The organism is Pseudomonas chlororaphis, from assembly GCF_001921865.1.
GTDB classification, from domain to species: Bacteria; Pseudomonadota; Gammaproteobacteria; order Pseudomonadales; family Pseudomonadaceae; genus Aquipseudomonas; species Aquipseudomonas chlororaphis_D.
In genome coordinates this window covers 301,774-317,875 of record NZ_MSCT01000002.1, presented here as the reverse complement: position 1 = coordinate 317,875, position 16,102 = coordinate 301,774, and the positions used below count along the sequence as shown (strand labels likewise).

Below are 16,102 nucleotides of genomic sequence, written 5' to 3'. Positions count from 1 at the left end.
GGCGGGTAACCACGGCAGCGATCGACGGCCCGGCAATCCCTTCGCGGGCGCCATTGCAACGCCCGGAACCGCCGGTAGACCGACCGCCGCACAAAAGGCTCAGACCAGGGCTTTATCCAGGGCCTTTTCGATTTCCGACTTGATCATGCCGCTCATGGCGGACATCAGCAGGCCCAGCTCGACATCGACCCGGATCGAGTCGTCGCGCACCTGCACCGCTCCTTTGACCCCGGAACGCTTGAGGTTCAGGGTATCGCCCGCCCACTGCGGCTCCAGGCCATATTGATCGGCCAGTTTCTGCGCCAACTGGTCAGCCTTTTCGCGGGCTGCTTCCTTACCCAGGCCATGGGCACGCTCAACACTTATACGGGCCATTGAATGACTCCTGTTTTATCGGGACTTGCCTGGAGCGTCTTGAGCTGAGCTGCGTCAAAACGCCCCGGCGCTTCACTATCTTACATTCAGCCTTGCCAAGACAAAGACCGCCACCGGGATTAGAATGTCCCGCATTCTTTTTTGGTGACAGCGATATGACTGATCAGCGCAAAGGCAGCGATGCCGAACCCACCACGCACTTCGGCTTCAAAAACGTTCCGGAAAGCCAGAAGGCGGAAAAAGTCGCCGAGGTGTTCCACTCGGTAGCGGCCAAGTACGACCTGATGAACGACGTTTTGTCCGGTGGCATGCATCGCCTGTGGAAACGCTTCACGATCGAGCTGTCCGGCGTTCGTGCCGGCAACCGCGTGCTGGACATCGCCGGCGGCACCGGCGACCTGACCCGCAAGTTTTCCCAGCTGGTGGGCCCTACTGGCCAGGTAGTGCTGGCGGACATCAATGCCTCCATGCTCAAGGTCGGTCGCGACCGCCTGCTCGACAAGGGCGTGGCCGGCAACATCGAATTCGTTCAGGCCGACGCGGAAAAACTGCCGTTCCCGGACAACCATTTCGACGTTGTGACCATTGCCTTCGGCCTGCGCAACGTGACCCACAAGGAAGATGCCCTGCGCTCGATGCTGCGCGTGCTCAAGCCCGGCGGTCGCCTGCTGGTGCTGGAGTTCTCCAAGCCCACCAACGCGCTGATGTCCAAGGTCTACGACGCCTATTCGTTCGCCTTCATGCCGCTGGCCGGCAAGCTGATCACCAACGACTCGGAAAGCTATCGCTACCTGGCCGAATCGATCCGCATGCACCCGAACCAGGAAACCCTGAAGTCGATGATGGTCGAGGCCGGTTTCGATCGCGTGACCTATCACAACATGACCGCGGGCATCGTCGCCCTGCATCGCGGCATCAAGCCCTGATGTTGTTCAGCGGCCTGCTTGCCAGCGTCGAGCACGGCCTCAACCGTGTATTGCGTCTCGACAGCACGGCTTTGCCACGCTTGCAGCACTTGAACGGCAAAGTCATCGCCGTCGATTGCCGCAGCCCCAGCGTGCAGCTGTTCGTCATCCCCAGCGACGAGGGCCTGACCCTCGCCTCGCACTGGGCGGCCGACGCCGACTGCACCCTCCGGGCTCCGGCCGCGAGCCTGGTGCGCCTGGCCCTGAGCCAGGACAAGACCTCGGTGCTGCACGGCCCCGAGGTCGAGCTGGAAGGCGACAGCGGTGTATTGCTGGAGCTGGCGGCGGTCCTCCAGGACCTGGAGCTGGACTGGGAGTACGAACTCTCGCGCTGGCTCGGCCCGGTGGCCACCCAGCTGTTCAGCGGCCATGTGCGCAGCCGCGCGCGCTGGTATCGCCAGGGTTTCGCCAGCCTGAACCAGAACCTCGCCGAGTACCTGGCCGAGGAATCGCGCACCCTGGTGGGCCAGCGCGAAGCCGAAGCCCGCTTCAGCGAACTGGACCGGGTCAAGCTCGACCTGGAACGCCTCGAGGCGCGCTTCGAGCGCCTTTCCCGATCCCTTGACCCAAGCGATAACGCATGAAGCTGCTTGCCGTCCGCCGTTTGTTGCGCATCCAGCGCGTCGTGATCCGCTACCGCCTCGATGACCTGCTGTTCGCCCTGCCCCTACCCTGGTTCCTCCTGGCACTACGCTATGCCTTGCCCTGGCGCTGGTTCCCGCGCAAGCCGCTGGAGTTGAGCCGCGGCGCACGCCTGCGCCTGGCCTTGCAGGACCTGGGGCCGATCTTCATCAAGTTCGGGCAGATTCTCTCGACCCGCCGCGACCTGCTGCCCGAAGACATCGCCGACGAACTGATGCTGCTGCAGGACCGCGTGCCGCCCTTCGACTCGAAGAAGTCGGTGGCGTTGATCGAGGAACAACTGGGCAAGAAAATCAGCGACGTCTTCAGCCGCTTCGATATCGAGCCCCTGGCCTCGGCCTCGGTGGCGCAAGTGCACGCCGCCCAGCTCAAGAGCGGCGAAGAAGTGGTGGTCAAGGTCATCCGCCCGGGCCTCAAGCCGATCATCGCGCAAGACCTGGCCTGGCTGTTCATCCTCGCCCGCGCCGCCGAAAAGCTCTCGGCCGACGCCCGCCTGCTGCACCCGGTGGACGTGGTCAGCGATTACGAAAAGACCATCTACGACGAACTCGACCTGTTGCGCGAGGCGGCCAACGCCAGCCAGCTCAAACGCAACTTCGAAGGCTCGCCGCTGCTTTACGTGCCCCAGGTCTACTGGGACTGGTGCCGGCCGAAAGTACTGGTCATGGAGCGCATCTACGGGATCCAGGTCACTGACCTGGCGACCCTCGCCGACCAGCGCACCGATATGAAAATGCTCGCCGAGCGCGGGGTGGAAATCTTCTTCACCCAGGTGTTCCGCGACAGCTTCTTCCACGCCGACATGCACCCGGGCAACATCTTCGTCAGCACCGTGCAGCCGTGGAGCCCGCAATACATTGCCATCGACTGCGGCATCGTCGGCAGCCTGACCCCCGAGGACCAGGATTACCTGGCCCGCAACCTGTTCGCCTTCTTCAAGCGCGATTACCGCCGCGTGGCGCAGTTGCACATCGACTCGGGCTGGGTGCCAGCCGAGACCAAACTCAACGAATTCGAAGCGGCGATCCGCACCGTGTGCGAGCCGATCTTCGAAAAACCGTTAAAGGATATTTCCTTCGGCCAAGTGCTGATGCGCCTGTTCCAGACCGCTCGCCGCTTCAACATGGAAGTGCAGCCGCAGCTGGTCCTGCTGCAAAAGACCCTGCTGAACATCGAAGGCCTGGGCCGCCAGCTGTACCCGGACCTGGACCTGTGGAACACCGCCCAGCCGTTCCTCGAACGCTGGATGCGCGAGCGCGTCAGCCCGAAAGCCTTGCTGGGCAACCTGCACAGCCAGGTCGAGCAGCTGCCGCACCTGGCCAACATGACCCGCGACCTGCTCGAGCGCATGTCCCAGCCCCACGCCCACGACCCCGCGCCACCCTGGCAGCGGCGCAAGGACGACTGGCTCCTGCGGCTTATCGGCGCGGCGCACCTGGGCGGCGGCGCGATCCTCGCGGCCGGCGGACCGCTGCACGAACTGGGTCACTGGCCGGCCGGCATCATGCTTGCCGTGGGCTTGTATCTGGTCGTGCGCCGATAGCCAGCGGGGCTAGCGGCTGGCACACTGTTTCCCATCGCCGAGGCTCGACGAGCGCGTCGAACCCTGTTGTCGGAGTCGAAGATGAAAGATTGGCTGGACGAGATCAAATGGGACGCTGACGGCCTGGTGCCGGCCATCGCCCAGGATCACAAGACCGGGCGCGTGCTGATGATGGCCTGGATGAACCGCGAGGCGCTGAGCCTGACCGCCGCTGAAAACCGTGCCATCTACTGGTCACGTTCGCGTGGCAAGCTGTGGCGCAAGGGCGAAGAGTCCGGGCACGTGCAAAAGCTCCACGAAATGCGCCTGGACTGCGATGCCGACGTCATCATCCTGATGGTCGAACAGATCGGCGACATTGCCTGCCATACGGGCCGCCAGAGCTGCTTCTACCGCGTCTACGAAAACGGCGACTGGAAAACGGTCGACCCGGTACTCAAAGACCCGCACGCGATCTATCAAGCAGGACACTGAACATGAGCGATACCCTGACCCGTCTGGCCCAGGTGCTGGAAGAGCGCAAAGGCGCCGCCGCCGACACCTCCTATGTCGCCAGCCTGTACCACAAGGGCCTGAACAAGATTCTGGAAAAGGTCGGCGAGGAATCGGTGGAAACCATCATTGCCGCCAAGGATGCCGCGAGCAGCGGCGACTGCAGCGATGTAATCTACGAAACCGCCGACTTGTGGTTCCATACCCTGGTCATGCTCGCCCAGCTGGGGCAGCACCCGCAGGCCGTTCTCGATGAACTGGACCGGCGCTTCGGCTTGTCCGGACACGCCGAGAAAGCCTCGCGCCCGTCCGCCTGAACATCATTTAGAGAGGAAACGCAGCATGGGCATTTTTGACTGGAAACACTGGATCGTCATTCTGGTTGTCGTGGTGCTGGTATTCGGCACCAAGAAACTGAAAAACCTCGGTACCGACGTCGGCGAATCGATCAAGGGCTTTCGCAAGGCCATGAACGACGACGAGAAGCCCGCCGAACCTGGCGTGCCGCCGACCGCCCAGGCTGCTTCGCCAGCCCAGCCGCAAAGCGCGCCGCTGAGCCAGCCGCACACCATCGACGTGCAGGCGCAAAAAGTCGAAGAGCCGACCCGCAAAGACTCGTGAGCACTGACTAATGTTTGGTATCAGCTTCTCTGAACTGCTGCTCGTCGGCCTGGTGGCCCTGCTGGTACTCGGCCCCGAGCGCCTGCCGGGCGCCGCGCGCACGGCCGGCCTGTGGGTCGGCCGCTTGAAGCGCAGCTTCAACGCGATCAAACAGGAAGTTGAACGGGAAATCGGTGCCGACGAAATTCGTCGGCAACTGCACAACGAACACATTCTGTCGCTGGAACAGGAAGCCCGGAAAATCCTCAATCCGACCCAGCAACAGCCGACGCCGGTCGAGCCCGTGGCCGAGCAGAGCATCCAGGCACCCGTTGCGGCACCTGAAACTGCTAGCCCTGTCGCCGCGGCGCCTGCACCGGCCGAACCGGTTGCGCCTGTGACCCCAGCCGTCACGCCAGCCCCCCACGACCCTACTTTGCCGCCGCGAGCCCCATGAGCGAAATTCCGGAAAACGACCAACACATGCCGCTGGTGTCGCACCTCACCGAGTTGCGCACCCGGTTGCTGCGCTGCGTGGCGGCGATCTTCCTGATCTTCGCCGGGCTGTTCGCCTTCACCCAGCAGATCTACACCATCGTCTCCACGCCGCTGCGCCAGTACCTGCCGGCGGGCGCGACGATGATCGCCACCGACGTCGCGTCGCCGTTCCTGACCCCGCTCAAGCTGACGATGATGGTGTCGCTGTTCCTGGCGATCCCGGTGATCCTGCACCAGATCTGGGGCTTCATCGCCCCCGGCCTGTACAAGCACGAAAAGCGCATTGCCGTGCCGCTGCTGGTCTCCAGCATCCTGCTGTTCTATATCGGCATGGCTTTCGCCTACTTCCTGGTGTTCCCGCTGATCTTCAAGTTCTTCGCCGCCGCCACCCCGGCCGGCGTGGAAATGATGACCGACATCACCAGCTACCTCGACTTCGTCATGACCCTGTTCTTCGCCTTCGGCGTGGCGTTCGAGATCCCGGTGGCCGTGGTGTTGCTGGTGTGGATCGGCGTGGTCGACGTCGCCTACCTGAAGAAGATCCGTCCGTACGTGATCATCGGCTGCTTCGTGGTCGGCATGATCCTCACCCCGCCGGACATCTTCTCCCAGACCCTGCTCGCGGTACCGATGTGGCTGCTGTTCGAGATCGGCATCCTGTTCGGTAGCCTGATCAGCAAGCGCGGCGACCACCCGGACGACCAGCCGGCCGAAGACCACGACGACCAGCCGCCAGCGACCCAAGCGTGAACCTGCTCTTACTCGAAGAGGCCGACTTCATCGCGGCCGACCGTGTCGTCCTGCGCGATCGGCGCCTGACCCACATGCAGGAAGTGCATCGCGCCGCGGTGGGCGACCGCCTGCGGGTCGGCCGGATCGGCGGCCTGATGGGCTCGGCCGAACTGCTGCGCCTGGAGCCCGGCGAAGCCGAACTGCAAGTCAGCCTCGACCAACCGCCGCCGGCCAAGCTGCCGCTGACCCTGGTGCTGGCCCTGCCACGGCCTAAAATGCTCCGCCGGGTGCTGCAGACCGTCGCCGCCATGGGCGTCCCCCGGCTGGTGCTGGTGAACAGCTACCGGGTCGAGAAAAGCTTCTGGCAAACCCCCTTCCTCGAACTCGAGGCGATCCGCGAGCAACTGATCCTCGGCCTGGAACAGGCCCGCGACAGCGTGCTGCCGGAAGTGCTCATTGAGAAGCGCTTCAAGCCCTTCGTCGAAGATCGCCTGCCGGCGCTGGCCGAAGGCACCCTCGGGCTGGTCGGCCATCCCGGCCAGTACCCGGCCTGCCCGCGCGGCCTGGACGAGCCGGTGACCCTGGCCATCGGTCCGGAAGGCGGCTGGATTCCCTACGAAATCGACCTGCTGGGCAAATCCGGCCTGCAACCGGTACAACTGGGCGAGCGCATCCTGCGCGTCGAAACCGCCGTCACCGCCCTGCTCGCCCGCCTGTTCTGACCCCACCGCCCCTGTGTAGGAGCCAGCTTGCTGGCGATAGAGACAACGCGGTGTCTCTGCAAGGACGCTATCGCGAGCAAGCGCGCTCCTTCAGATTTATCTGATTCTGCCGATATTCTCCGAACAAAACCTGTTAATGGTCCAAGGGAGTTCACGGCATGTACCGTTGGTTAACCCAAAGTCTGGGAAATGTGAGCGTCAACCTCAAACTCGGCGTTGGCTTCGGTCTGGTGCTGCTATTGACCCTGCTGATTACCGTAACCGGTTGGATGGGCCTGGGCAGCGTGATCGAGCGCGGCGACAAGCTGGGCTACATCTCAAGCCTCAACGAACTGACCAAGGACCTGCGCAACGCACGCCTGGACTATGAAATGCGCCGCGGCGAACAGGGCCCGGGGCCGGTCAGCGACCTGCTGAACAAGCTCGACGAAGGCCTGCAAAGCGCGCGCAAGATGCTGGAGATGCCTGAAAGCATCGCCATGATCGACCAGCAGCTCGCCGCCGTCAGCGAATACAAGCTGGCGTTCACCGACATCACCCGCGCCACTGCCAGCCGCGAAGCCGCCCGCGCCAAGCTCGGCGCCACCGCCGACAACGCCGTGGCCCGGGTCGCCGAAGTGGAAAAAGCCCTGCTGCAGGGCGACAGCGTGGCGCAGTTCAACAGCGTCATCGACCTCAGCAAGCTGATCCAGCAAGCGCGCTTCCAGGTCCGCGGCTACACCTACAGCGGCAAGGCCGAGGCCGAACAGCCAGCACTGGACGCCATCGACAACGCCCTGAACAACCTCGCCAGCCTGCCGGCCAGATTGCCGGAGCAACACCTGCCCAATCTGCAACAAGCCACCGACTCCCTGAAGGGTTACCGCACCGCCGTCAGCGAGTTCCGCGACTCCCAGGTAGCCAGCGCCGCCGCGCTCAAGCGCATGGCGGCCCAGGGCGATCGCCTGATGGAAATCAGCAAGCAGCTGACCGCCGCGCAGACCGAAAAACGCGACAGCGACGCCGCCCAGGCGAAAAGCACCCTGGCCATCGTCACCGTGCTGGCCCTGCTGTTCGGCCTGGTCGCCGCCTGGAGCATCACCCGGCAGATCGTCATCCCGCTGCGCCAGACCCTCAAGGTCGTCGAGCGCGTGGCGTCGGGCGATCTCAGCGAGAACCTGCAAGTCGAGCGGCGCGACGAACTCGGCCAGCTGCAACGCGCCATGCAACGCATGACCCAGAGCCTGCGCGAGCTGATCGGCGGTATCGGCGACGGCGTGACCCAGATTGCCAGCGCCGCCGAGCAGCTGTCGGCCGTGACCGAGCAGACCAGCGCCGGGGTCAACAGCCAGAAGGTCGAGACCGATCAGGTCGCTACCGCCATGAATGAAATGGCCGCCACGGTCCAGGAAGTCGCGCGCAACGCCGAAGAAGCCTCGGAGGCAGCCGTTGCCGCCGACCAGCAGGCCCGCGAAGGCGACAAGGTGGTCGGCGAGGCCATCGCGCAGATCGAACGCCTGGCGGCCGAGGTCGGCAACTCCACCAACGCCATGGGCCACCTGAAGCAGGAAAGCGACAAGATCGGCAGCGTGCTCGACGTGATCAAGTCGGTGGCCCAGCAAACCAACCTGCTGGCCCTCAACGCCGCTATCGAAGCCGCCCGCGCGGGCGAAGCCGGGCGCGGTTTCGCCGTGGTCGCCGACGAGGTGCGCAGCCTGGCGCAGCGCACCCAGAAGTCCACTGAAGAGATCGAGGAGTTGATCGTCGGCCTGCAGAACGGCACCCAGGAAGTGGCGACCATCATGGACAACAGCCGCAACCTCACCGAGAGCAGCGTCGAGCTGACCCGTCGCGCCGGCGGCTCGCTGGAAAACATCACCCGCACCGTCTCGGCGATCCAGGCGATGAACCAGCAGATCGCCGCCGCGGCCGAACAGCAGAGCGCGGTAGCCGAGGAAATCAACAGGAGCGTGCTGAACGTGCGCGACGTGTCCGAGCAGACCTCGGCAGCCAGCGAGGAAACCGCGGCCTCCAGCGCCGAGCTGGCGCGCCTGGGGACCCATTTGCAGGGCCTGGTCGGGCGTTTCCGGGTTTGATCTGGCCTGCATGAGCCGGGTCGCTTGAATCCGGGGTGATGCAATCGCGGGCAAGCCTCGCTCCTACAGGTGGGTGTCCTGTAGGAGCGAGGCTTGCCCGCGATAGGTTCCGCCGGTGGAAACCTACAGGACCTGGCGCAGGAAGGCCTGGGCCCGCGGGTCTTTCGGGGCGTCGAAGAACTCGGCCGGGGCGGCGTCTTCCAGCAGTTTGCCGTGGTCGAAGAACAGCACCCGGTCCGCCACTTCCCGGGCGAAGCCCATTTCGTGGGTCACGCAGACCATGGTCATGCCTTCCAGGGCCAGGGTCTTCATCACGTCCAGCACTTCGCCGACCATTTCCGGGTCCAGCGCCGACGTCGGCTCGTCGAACAGCATGACCTTGGGCTCCATGGCCAGCGCCCGGGCGATGGCCACCCGCTGTTGCTGACCGCCGGAAAGGCGCGACGGAAATTCATGGGCTTTCTGCGCGATACCGACCTTTTCCAGCAACGCCAGGGCCTTGGCCTCGCGCTCCTGCTTGCCGCGCTTGCGCACCACCTTCTGCGCCAGGCAGAGGTTTTCCAGTACGGTCATGTGCGGGAACAGGTTGAAGTGCTGGAACACCATGCCGACTTCGCGGCGATAAGCGTTCACGTCGGTCTTCGGGTCGGCCAGTTGCAGGCCGTCGATGCTCACCGAGCCGGAATCGAACTGCTCCAGACCGTTGAGACAGCGCAGGAAGGTCGACTTGCCGGAACCGGACGGGCCGATCACCACCAGCACTTCGCCCTTGGCCACCTGGGTGGTGACGTTATCCACCGCACGGACCACCTGGCCGCGGGTGTCGAAGACTTTTACCAGATCGCGGACTTCAATCACTTTGCGCGAGCCTCCGCTCAAGCCGGCTGGCCATCTTCGACAGCGGCAGGTTGATCAACAGGTACAGGGCCGCCACGCAGAACAGGATCTCGAACGGCGAAAACGAGGTGGTGATGACTTCCCGACCGCTCTTGAGCAGCTCGGTGATAGCGATCACCGACACCAGCGAGGTGTCCTTGACCAGGCTGATGAACTGCCCGGCCAGCGGCGGCAGCACACGCTTGAAAGCCTGGGGCAGCACCACGTGACGCATCGACTGGCTGGCATTCAGGCCCAGGGAACGGGCCGCTTCGTTCTGCCCGCGGGCAATCGACTGCACGCCGGCGCGGACGATTTCCGCCACATAGGCCCCGGTGAACAACGACAGCGCGGCGACCCCGGCGAACTCGCGGGACAGGTTCAGCACCGTGCCGATGAAGAAATAGAAAATGAAGATCTGCACCAGCAGCGGCGTACCCCGCACCAGTTCGACGTAGATCGTCGACAGGTCGCGCAGGGTCGGGTTGTTCGACAGGCGGCAAAGCCCGGTCGCCAGACCGATGAACAGGCCCAACACTCCAGACACCACCGACAGCCACAGGGTGGTCCACAAGCCCCACAGCAGCGGGCCGGCCGCCCAGTGCCGGGTCACGCCGATCACATCGCCTTCGGCCACATCGTCGCCGCGGGCCACCTGCAGGCTGCTCTCGTCGACCGTCAGCCGCTGCTCGCCGCCCGCGTCGTTGCGCAGCGTGACCTCGGCTTTGCCGCCTTGGCGCACCAGCTCGCTGACGGTGGAGATCTCCGACGCCCGCTGCGACTCCTCGGCCTGATAGGCGAAGTACTGCGGCACGCGGTTCCAGCGCCATTCGTAGGACATCAGCGAGGTGGCGTAATACAACGCGCCAGCCAGGCCGATCAGCACCAGCACGGTCAGGACGTGCCAGGGCCATTGGGCTTTTTTATGTTTGATCACGGTGCAAGTTCCGAATGTTGTGTCGCGAGGATTACCGCCTTCGCGGGTAAGCCTCGCTCCTACGGATTCATCAATCCCTGTAGGAGCGAGGCTTGCCCGCGAACGAGGCGACCCGATCTGTCCGACCGAGCCTTATTCCATGTCCTTGAGCCACTCGGTGCTCTTGAACCACTTGTCATGGATGCGATCGTAGGTGCCGTCTTCGTGGATCTGGTGCAGGAAGTTGTTGATGAAGTTGAGGCTGTCGTAGTCGCCCTTCTTCAGGCCGAACGCCAGCGGCTCGTAGGTGAACGGCTTGTCGAGGAAGACCAGTTTGCCGTTGCCGACCTTGCTCAGCGCCACCACGTTGTACGGGGCGTCGTAGATGAAGGCGTCGGCCTTGCCGTTGACCACGTCGAGCACGGCTTCCTGCTCGTTGTCGTAGCCGTGGTACTTGGCCTTGGCAATCAGCTTCTTGGCGACCATTTCGCCGGTGGTGCCCAACTTGGAGGTGATGCGGTAATCGGCAGTGTTCAGGTCTTTATAGGACTTGATGGTGCCTTCCAGCTCCTTGCGGATCAGCAGGGTCTGGCCGACCACGATAAAGGGTTCGCTGAAGTTCAGGCGCAGGTTGCGTTCCTGGGTCAGGGTCATGCCGCTGCCGATCATGTCGAACTTGTCGGTCAACAGGGCCGGGATGATGCCGTCGTAGCCGGTGGAAACCAGTTCCAGCTTGACGCCCATGGCCTTGGTCATGGCCTTGAGCAGGTCGACCTCGAAACCGATGATCTCGCCGCGCTTGTTGGTCATTTCGAACGGCATGTAGGTCGGGTCCATGCCGACTTTCAGCGTGCCGCGCTTGACCGCGTCGTCGATGGCGCCAGCCTGGGCTGCATTGACCGCCACCATTGCCGTGACGCCGAGCAGCAGCATCGAGAGATACTTCTTCATCTTCAAGTCCCCTGAACCCATTTTATTGTGAGGCGAACCCGCGGCCGGTTTTCCCTGGGAAATCGACAGACACGAACACCCGGGGTGTCCGCTCGCGGCAATTCGGGGTGCGATGCTAACTCACCCGACCATTTGCACAAGGGTTTAGCCAGGATTTGTTGTTACAGAGTCGCCCTGTAGCCGCTGCCACAAGCTGCGATCGCCCCGAAGGGGCGTAAAGATCTCAAGGCCGCCAGAGCTTCGTCGGGCAATCGAGAACCAAGGCCCTGCGGGCCTTATCGCAGCCTCGCGGCTCGGCAGTGGCTACAGGCCCCATAAACAACAACGCCCTTGAGCGGGCTCAAGGGCGTTGTCGTCAGGCCGGTTGGGCGATTGCCGTTTGCGGTCGCAACGGCAGCAGCGGCGCATGCGGATCTTCATCCACCGATTGCCGCCAGGCGCCCAGCCATTCGGCGTGACCTTCGCTCCAGACCTGCTCGTGCAGGCGGGCCAGGGCCACCGGGTCGCTCAGCAGCGCCAGGCGCTCGCCGTTGTTCAGCGCCGCCGGTCCGACTTTCAGGGCATGCCGGACCCGCTCGATGCGCAGCCACTCGATCGGCTCAGCCACCCCGTGCCGGGACGTCGCCAGGGCACAGGCCAGGGCGTTCTGCTGCGGATCGACCACCGCCCGGACGAAACCGTCGTTCAGCGCATGCCAACGGTTTTCATGGGTGTACTGGTCGGTATTCACCAGTTCCTGGGGCGGCGCGTATTCCTCGGGGATCAGGAACAGCTTTTCGTCGCGGGACTTCAAGCCCAGGCCGACCCGGCTGGAAATCACCGACACCGGAATCGACAGCATCAACGAACCGACGATCGGCACCAGCCACCAGAGGAAGCTCGGGTTCAGCCAGATCACCAGCAGCGCCCAGCAGAAGCCCAGCAAGGTCTGCGGACCATGGCGGCGCACCGCTTCGCTCCACGGCGTGGAGTCGTCGTCACGCTGCGGCGAGTTCCAGGTCGCGGCCCAGCCAAGGAACGCAGCCAGCACGAAACGGGTGTGGAAAATCATCCGCACCGGCGCCAGCAGCATGGAGAACAGCATCTCCAGGAGCATCGACAGGGTCACCTTGAACTTGCCGCCGAACTCTTTCGCGCCCTTGGCCCAGATCAGGATGATACTCAACAGCTTCGGCAGGAACAGCAGCACGATGGTGGTCGAGAACAACGCGATGGCCTTGTCCGGGTGCCATTGCGGCCACAGCGGATAAAGCTGGCGCGGTTCGAGGAAGTACTGCGGCTCCATCAGGGTATTGACCGCCAGCAGCGCGGTCGACAGCACCAGGAAGAAGAACCACAGCGGCGCCGACAGGTAGGACATCACCCCGGTAAGGAACACCGCGCGGTGCACCGGGTGCATGCCCTTGACCAGGAACAGGCGGAAGTTCATCAGGTTGCCGTGGCACCAGCGACGGTCGCGCTTGAGCTCGTCCAGCAGGTTCGGCGGCAGTTCTTCGTAGCTGCCCGGCAGGTCGTAGGCAATCCACACGCCCCAGCCGGCGCGACGCATCAGCGCAGCTTCGACGAAGTCGTGGGACAGGATCGCACCGGCGAAGGCGCCTTTACCGGGCAACGGCGCCAGGGCGCAGTGCTCGATGAACGGCTTCATGCGGATGATCGCGTTGTGGCCCCAGTAGTGGGATTCGCCCAGCTGCCAGAAGTGCAGGCCGGCGGTGAACAGCGGACCGTAGACGCGGGTGGCGAACTGCTGCATGCGCGCATACAGGGTGTCCATGCCTGAGGCTTTCGGCGCGGTCTGGATGATGCCCGCGTCCGGCGTGGCTTCCATCAGGCGCACCAGGCTGGTCAGGCATTCGCCGCTCATGACGCTGTCGGCGTCGAGCACGACCATGTACTTGTAGTCGCCGCCCCAGCGCCGGCAGAAGTCGTCGAGGTTACCGCTCTTACGCTTTACCCGACGGCGACGGCGGCGATAGAAGATCTTGCCGAAACCCTTGGTTTCGCGGCAAACGTCCAGCCAGGCCTGTTGCTCGGCCACGCAGATATCGGTGTCGTTGCTGTCACTGAGGACGAAGAAGTCGAAGCGGTCCAGGTCCCCCGTGGCGGCGACCGACTCGAAGGTCGCTCGCAGGCCGGCGAACACCCGCGGCACGTCTTCGTTGCAGATCGGCATCACCAGCGCGGTGCGGGCATCTCGCGGAATCGGCTCGTTGCCGGCGCTTTTGCCGGAAATGCGGTATTTGTCGTGCCCGGTGAGCAGCTCGAGGAAGCCCATCAGCGCAGTCCAGAAACCCGCCGAGACCCAGCAGAACAGAATGCCGAACAGAATCAGGATGCTGGTTTGCAGGGCATACGGCAGGACCTGGGTCGCGGTCTGCATCAATGGCTGATGCATGATTTCTTCCAGGTCGACGAACGACCAGCCCTGGTACGGCATGATGCCTTTCATGTACCAGCCAGCGACGATGGTCTGGCCGAGCATCAGCAGCAGCAGGATGTAACGGCGGATCGACCCCACGGTGCGCCAACGCGCGGCCGGCAGCACTCGTTCATCCTTCGGCGGCGCCGGCGGGTTGGTGCGCCCGGTCAGGCGCCGCCAGCCGCGCACCAGGATATTGGTGCGCCAGGGCTCGGGAACGACCTTGGTCCGACGGATCGGCGGCGTCGCCTTGAGGCACACGCGACCGCTGGCATCGACCGCCAGCATCTCGGCCTCCTCCAGCGCTTCGGCGGAGTCCAGGGTCAGCCGACGGCCTACCGAGGCCTGGGCGGCATCGGCAGGCGCGTCGAATGTCGAGGACGACAGGCGCTCGTGCAATTCACTGAAGGACTTGCAGCCCGCGAGTTCCGCGCGCTGCTCATCGGTCATCGGCAGGTGTGCCAGATACTCGGCAAGAGTCTCTGGCTGTGCTTGAGAATTACTCATCGGCAGGCAACTGGTAGCTCCAGGTCTCGGTCAGGACTTGCTCGGTCGGGACGGATTCCGGTGTGGCTGGGGCCGCCTCGGCAGCAGGCTGCTTGGCGTCTTTGTGGTTCTTGGCGTCCTTGGCAGGCTTGGCGTCGGCTTGCTTGGCATCCGCCTCTTTCTTCTCCTGCTGCTTGGCCGCGACCTTGTCGGCCTTGGCGATGGAGGAGCTGGAGGCCGCCGGCGCAGACTTGGACGGCTCGACGGGAGCGGCGTTCTTGACCAGGGCCGCGCGCATTTCAGTGGCTTTGCCTGGGTCCTTGATCTTCATCCGCAGGGTCAGGCGCCAGCCCTTGGTTTCAGGGTTGTAGCGCACGCTGTTTTCCACCAGCTCGGCGTTGTCGCCGACGCTGACCTGGCTGCGCACTTCGGTGTCTTCCGGCAACGCCGCGAGGGACGGGCCTTCGAAGTCCACCAGGTATGCCACGCTGCCGTCCGGCTGACGGATCAGGTTGGATTGCTTGACGTCGCCCGTGGAACGCAGGGTCTGTTCGACCCAGGAGCTGTCCGGCGAATGCAGCGACGCTTCGTCCATGGTCCAGTGCAGGCGATAGGCGAAGTCGAACGGCTGGCCTGGCTCAGGCTGCTTTTCCGGGCTCCAGAAGGCCACGATATTGTCGTTGGTTTCGTCGGCAGTCGGGATCTCTACCAGGTCGACGGTGCCTTTGCCCCAGTCGCCCTTCGGCTCGATCCAGGCGCTTGGGCGCTTGTCGTAGCGGTCGTCGAGGTCTTCGTAGTGGCTGAAGTCGCGGCCACGCTGCAGCAGGCCGAAACCGCGCGGGTTCTCCACCGAGAAGTTGCTCACGGCCAGGTGTTTCGGGTTGTTCAGCGGACGCCAGATCCACTCGCCATTGCCGGCATGGATCGACAGGCCGCTGGAGTCGTGCAGTTCGCGACGGTAGTTGAGGACTTTCGACGGCTGGTTGGCGCCGAACAGGAACATGCTGGTCAGCGGGGCGATGCCCAGCTTGCCGACCTTGTCACGCAGGAACATCCGCGCCTTGACGTCGACGATGGTGTCGCTGCCCGGACGCAGGATCAGGCGATAGGCGCCGGTCGCGCGCGGCGAATCCAGCAGGGCGAAGATCACCAGGTGCTTGTCGGTCGGCTTGGGTTGCTGGATCCAGAACTCGGTGAAACGCGGGAATTCCTCGCCCGACGGCAGCGCGGTGTCGATGGCCAGGCCACGGGCCGACAAGCCGTAGACGTGACCCTTGCCAACGACGCGGAAGTAGCTCGCGCCGAGCATGGTCATGATTTCGTCTTGCTTGTCCGCCTTGTTGATCGGGTACAGCACGCGGAAACCGGCGTAGCCGAGCTGCTCGGTCGCCTTGGGGTCGAACTTGAGGTCGCCGAAATCGAAACGCGTCGAGTCGTACTTGATCTCTTCGACGGTGCTCGCCGTGACTTCGTTGATTTTCACCGGCGTGTCGAAATGCATGCCCTGGTGATAGAAGGACAGCTTGAACGGGGTTTTCTGCTTGGCCCATTCGGCCTTTTCGGGAAGGAAGCGGATCTTCTGATAGTCCGCGAACTTCATCTCACGAAATTCGTTCGGCAGGTTACTGCGCGGGGCCTCGTACTTCTGCCCGGCCAGATCCTTAGCCTTGGCCGATACATCATCCAGATTGAAAGCCATGAGTTGGCCGGCGCTGAACAGGCACAGCAGCGCAGAGCCTGTCACCAGTGCGTTTCGTAACCGTTTGGCAGACAATTTTGGTGCATTACAGGGACTAACAATCACGAGCAA

The 16,102-nt window shown here is 63.8% G+C and carries 16 protein-coding genes and 1 pseudogene; 11 read left to right on the top strand and 6 right to left on the bottom strand.

The window, feature by feature from the left end; genetic code table 11:
- Positions 1–99 precede the first annotated feature (99 nt).
- Positions 100–375 (bottom strand): polyhydroxyalkanoic acid system family protein, encoded by a 276-nt coding sequence (locus tag BTN82_RS01765; RefSeq protein WP_075117460.1) that lies wholly within the window; start codon positions 373–375, stop codon positions 100–102.
- 155 nt (positions 376–530) lie between these two features.
- Here BTN82_RS01765 and ubiE point away from each other — a divergent pair, with 155 nt between their 5' ends.
- The 11 genes and pseudogenes from ubiE (at position 531) to BTN82_RS31750 (ending at position 8,644) form a co-directional block, all read left to right on the top strand.
- Positions 531–1,301 (top strand): bifunctional demethylmenaquinone methyltransferase/2-methoxy-6-polyprenyl-1,4-benzoquinol methylase UbiE, encoded by a 771-nt coding sequence (gene ubiE, locus BTN82_RS01760; protein WP_075117459.1) that lies wholly within the window; start codon positions 531–533, stop codon positions 1,299–1,301.
- Positions 1,301–1,924: an SCP2 domain-containing protein gene (locus BTN82_RS01755; RefSeq protein WP_075117458.1), complete on the top strand. Its 624-nt coding sequence runs from the start codon at positions 1,301–1,303 to the stop codon at positions 1,922–1,924. Before ubiE ends, BTN82_RS01755 begins: the two co-directional genes overlap by 1 nt.
- Positions 1,921–3,525: a ubiquinone biosynthesis regulatory protein kinase UbiB gene (gene ubiB / locus BTN82_RS01750; protein WP_075117457.1), complete on the top strand. Its 1,605-nt coding sequence runs from the start codon at positions 1,921–1,923 to the stop codon at positions 3,523–3,525. Before BTN82_RS01755 ends, ubiB begins: the two co-directional genes overlap by 4 nt.
- An 81-nt stretch (positions 3,526–3,606) precedes the next feature.
- Entirely contained in the window at positions 3,607–3,999 is a 393-nt protein-coding gene (gene hisI / locus BTN82_RS01745) for a phosphoribosyl-AMP cyclohydrolase (RefSeq protein ID WP_007925882.1), read from the top strand.
- Between the two features lie 2 nt (positions 4,000–4,001).
- Complete coding sequence (locus BTN82_RS01740) at positions 4,002–4,334, top strand: phosphoribosyl-ATP diphosphatase (RefSeq protein WP_044460753.1); 333 nt, start codon at positions 4,002–4,004, stop codon at positions 4,332–4,334.
- 25 nt (positions 4,335–4,359) lie between these two features.
- Positions 4,360–4,638: a twin-arginine translocase TatA/TatE family subunit gene (locus BTN82_RS01735; protein ID WP_075117456.1), complete on the top strand. Its 279-nt coding sequence runs from the start codon at positions 4,360–4,362 to the stop codon at positions 4,636–4,638.
- A gap of 10 nt (positions 4,639–4,648) precedes the next feature.
- Positions 4,649–5,074, top strand: a complete 426-nt coding sequence (gene tatB / locus BTN82_RS01730) for a Sec-independent protein translocase protein TatB (RefSeq protein WP_075117455.1) — start codon at positions 4,649–4,651, stop codon at positions 5,072–5,074.
- A complete protein-coding gene (gene tatC, locus BTN82_RS01725) occupies positions 5,071–5,865 on the top strand; it encodes a twin-arginine translocase subunit TatC (RefSeq protein ID WP_075117454.1) in 795 nt (264 codons plus the stop codon). The genes tatB and tatC overlap by 4 nt, the downstream gene beginning before the upstream one ends.
- The gene (locus BTN82_RS01720) at positions 5,862–6,569 is read left to right on the top strand and encodes a 16S rRNA (uracil(1498)-N(3))-methyltransferase (protein WP_075117453.1); all 708 of its coding nucleotides are present in this window, start codon (positions 5,862–5,864) and stop codon (positions 6,567–6,569) included. The genes tatC and BTN82_RS01720 overlap by 4 nt, the downstream gene beginning before the upstream one ends.
- Before the next feature lie 158 nt (positions 6,570–6,727).
- Positions 6,728–7,741: pseudogene (locus tag BTN82_RS31755) on the top strand (methyl-accepting chemotaxis protein); the annotation flags it as partial.
- 30 nt (positions 7,742–7,771) lie between these two features.
- Complete coding sequence (locus BTN82_RS31750) at positions 7,772–8,644, top strand: methyl-accepting chemotaxis protein (RefSeq protein WP_410002779.1); 873 nt, start codon at positions 7,772–7,774, stop codon at positions 8,642–8,644.
- Between the two features lie 123 nt (positions 8,645–8,767).
- Here BTN82_RS31750 and BTN82_RS01710 read toward each other — a convergent pair whose 3' ends face one another.
- From BTN82_RS01710 to BTN82_RS01690, 5 genes are all read right to left on the bottom strand, one after another.
- Positions 8,768–9,502, bottom strand: coding sequence for an amino acid ABC transporter ATP-binding protein (locus tag BTN82_RS01710; RefSeq protein WP_075117451.1), 735 nt, complete (start codon positions 9,500–9,502; stop codon positions 8,768–8,770).
- Positions 9,495–10,454 (bottom strand): amino acid ABC transporter permease, encoded by a 960-nt coding sequence (locus BTN82_RS01705; RefSeq protein WP_410002778.1) that lies wholly within the window; start codon positions 10,452–10,454, stop codon positions 9,495–9,497. The genes BTN82_RS01710 and BTN82_RS01705 overlap by 8 nt, the downstream gene beginning before the upstream one ends.
- A gap of 135 nt (positions 10,455–10,589) precedes the next feature.
- Entirely contained in the window at positions 10,590–11,387 is a 798-nt protein-coding gene (locus BTN82_RS01700) for a transporter substrate-binding domain-containing protein (RefSeq protein ID WP_075117449.1), read from the bottom strand.
- Positions 11,388–11,742: 355 nt separating this feature from the next.
- A complete protein-coding gene (gene mdoH / locus BTN82_RS01695) occupies positions 11,743–14,313 on the bottom strand; it encodes a glucans biosynthesis glucosyltransferase MdoH (protein ID WP_075117448.1) in 2,571 nt (856 codons plus the stop codon).
- Positions 14,306–16,096: a glucan biosynthesis protein G gene (locus tag BTN82_RS01690; RefSeq protein WP_075117497.1), complete on the bottom strand. Its 1,791-nt coding sequence runs from the start codon at positions 16,094–16,096 to the stop codon at positions 14,306–14,308. Before BTN82_RS01690 ends, mdoH begins: the two co-directional genes overlap by 8 nt.
- Positions 16,097–16,102: the final 6 nt, after the last annotated feature.

Excerpts from the sequence above, each read along its gene's own strand:
- ubiE (WP_075117459.1), top strand. The coding sequence starts at position 531 with ATGACTGATCAGCGCAAAGGCAGCGATGCCGAACCCACCACGCACTTC.
- BTN82_RS01755 (WP_075117458.1), top strand. The coding sequence starts at position 1,301 with ATGTTGTTCAGCGGCCTGCTTGCCAGCGTCGAGCACGGCCTCAACCGT.
- BTN82_RS01700 (WP_075117449.1), bottom strand. The coding sequence starts at position 11,387 with ATGAAGAAGTATCTCTCGATGCTGCTGCTCGGCGTCACGGCAATGGTG.
- tatC (WP_075117454.1), top strand. The coding sequence starts at position 5,071 with ATGAGCGAAATTCCGGAAAACGACCAACACATGCCGCTGGTGTCGCAC.
- ubiB (WP_075117457.1), top strand. The coding sequence starts at position 1,921 with ATGAAGCTGCTTGCCGTCCGCCGTTTGTTGCGCATCCAGCGCGTCGTG.
- BTN82_RS01740 (WP_044460753.1), top strand. The coding sequence starts at position 4,002 with ATGAGCGATACCCTGACCCGTCTGGCCCAGGTGCTGGAAGAGCGCAAA.
- mdoH (WP_075117448.1), bottom strand. The coding sequence starts at position 14,313 with ATGAGTAATTCTCAAGCACAGCCAGAGACTCTTGCCGAGTATCTGGCA.
- BTN82_RS01765 (WP_075117460.1), bottom strand. The coding sequence starts at position 375 with ATGGCCCGTATAAGTGTTGAGCGTGCCCATGGCCTGGGTAAGGAAGCA.
- hisI (WP_007925882.1), top strand. The coding sequence starts at position 3,607 with ATGAAAGATTGGCTGGACGAGATCAAATGGGACGCTGACGGCCTGGTG.
- BTN82_RS31750 (WP_410002779.1), top strand. The coding sequence starts at position 7,772 with ATGCAACGCATGACCCAGAGCCTGCGCGAGCTGATCGGCGGTATCGGC.
- tatB (WP_075117455.1), top strand. The coding sequence starts at position 4,649 with ATGTTTGGTATCAGCTTCTCTGAACTGCTGCTCGTCGGCCTGGTGGCC.
- BTN82_RS01735 (WP_075117456.1), top strand. The coding sequence starts at position 4,360 with ATGGGCATTTTTGACTGGAAACACTGGATCGTCATTCTGGTTGTCGTG.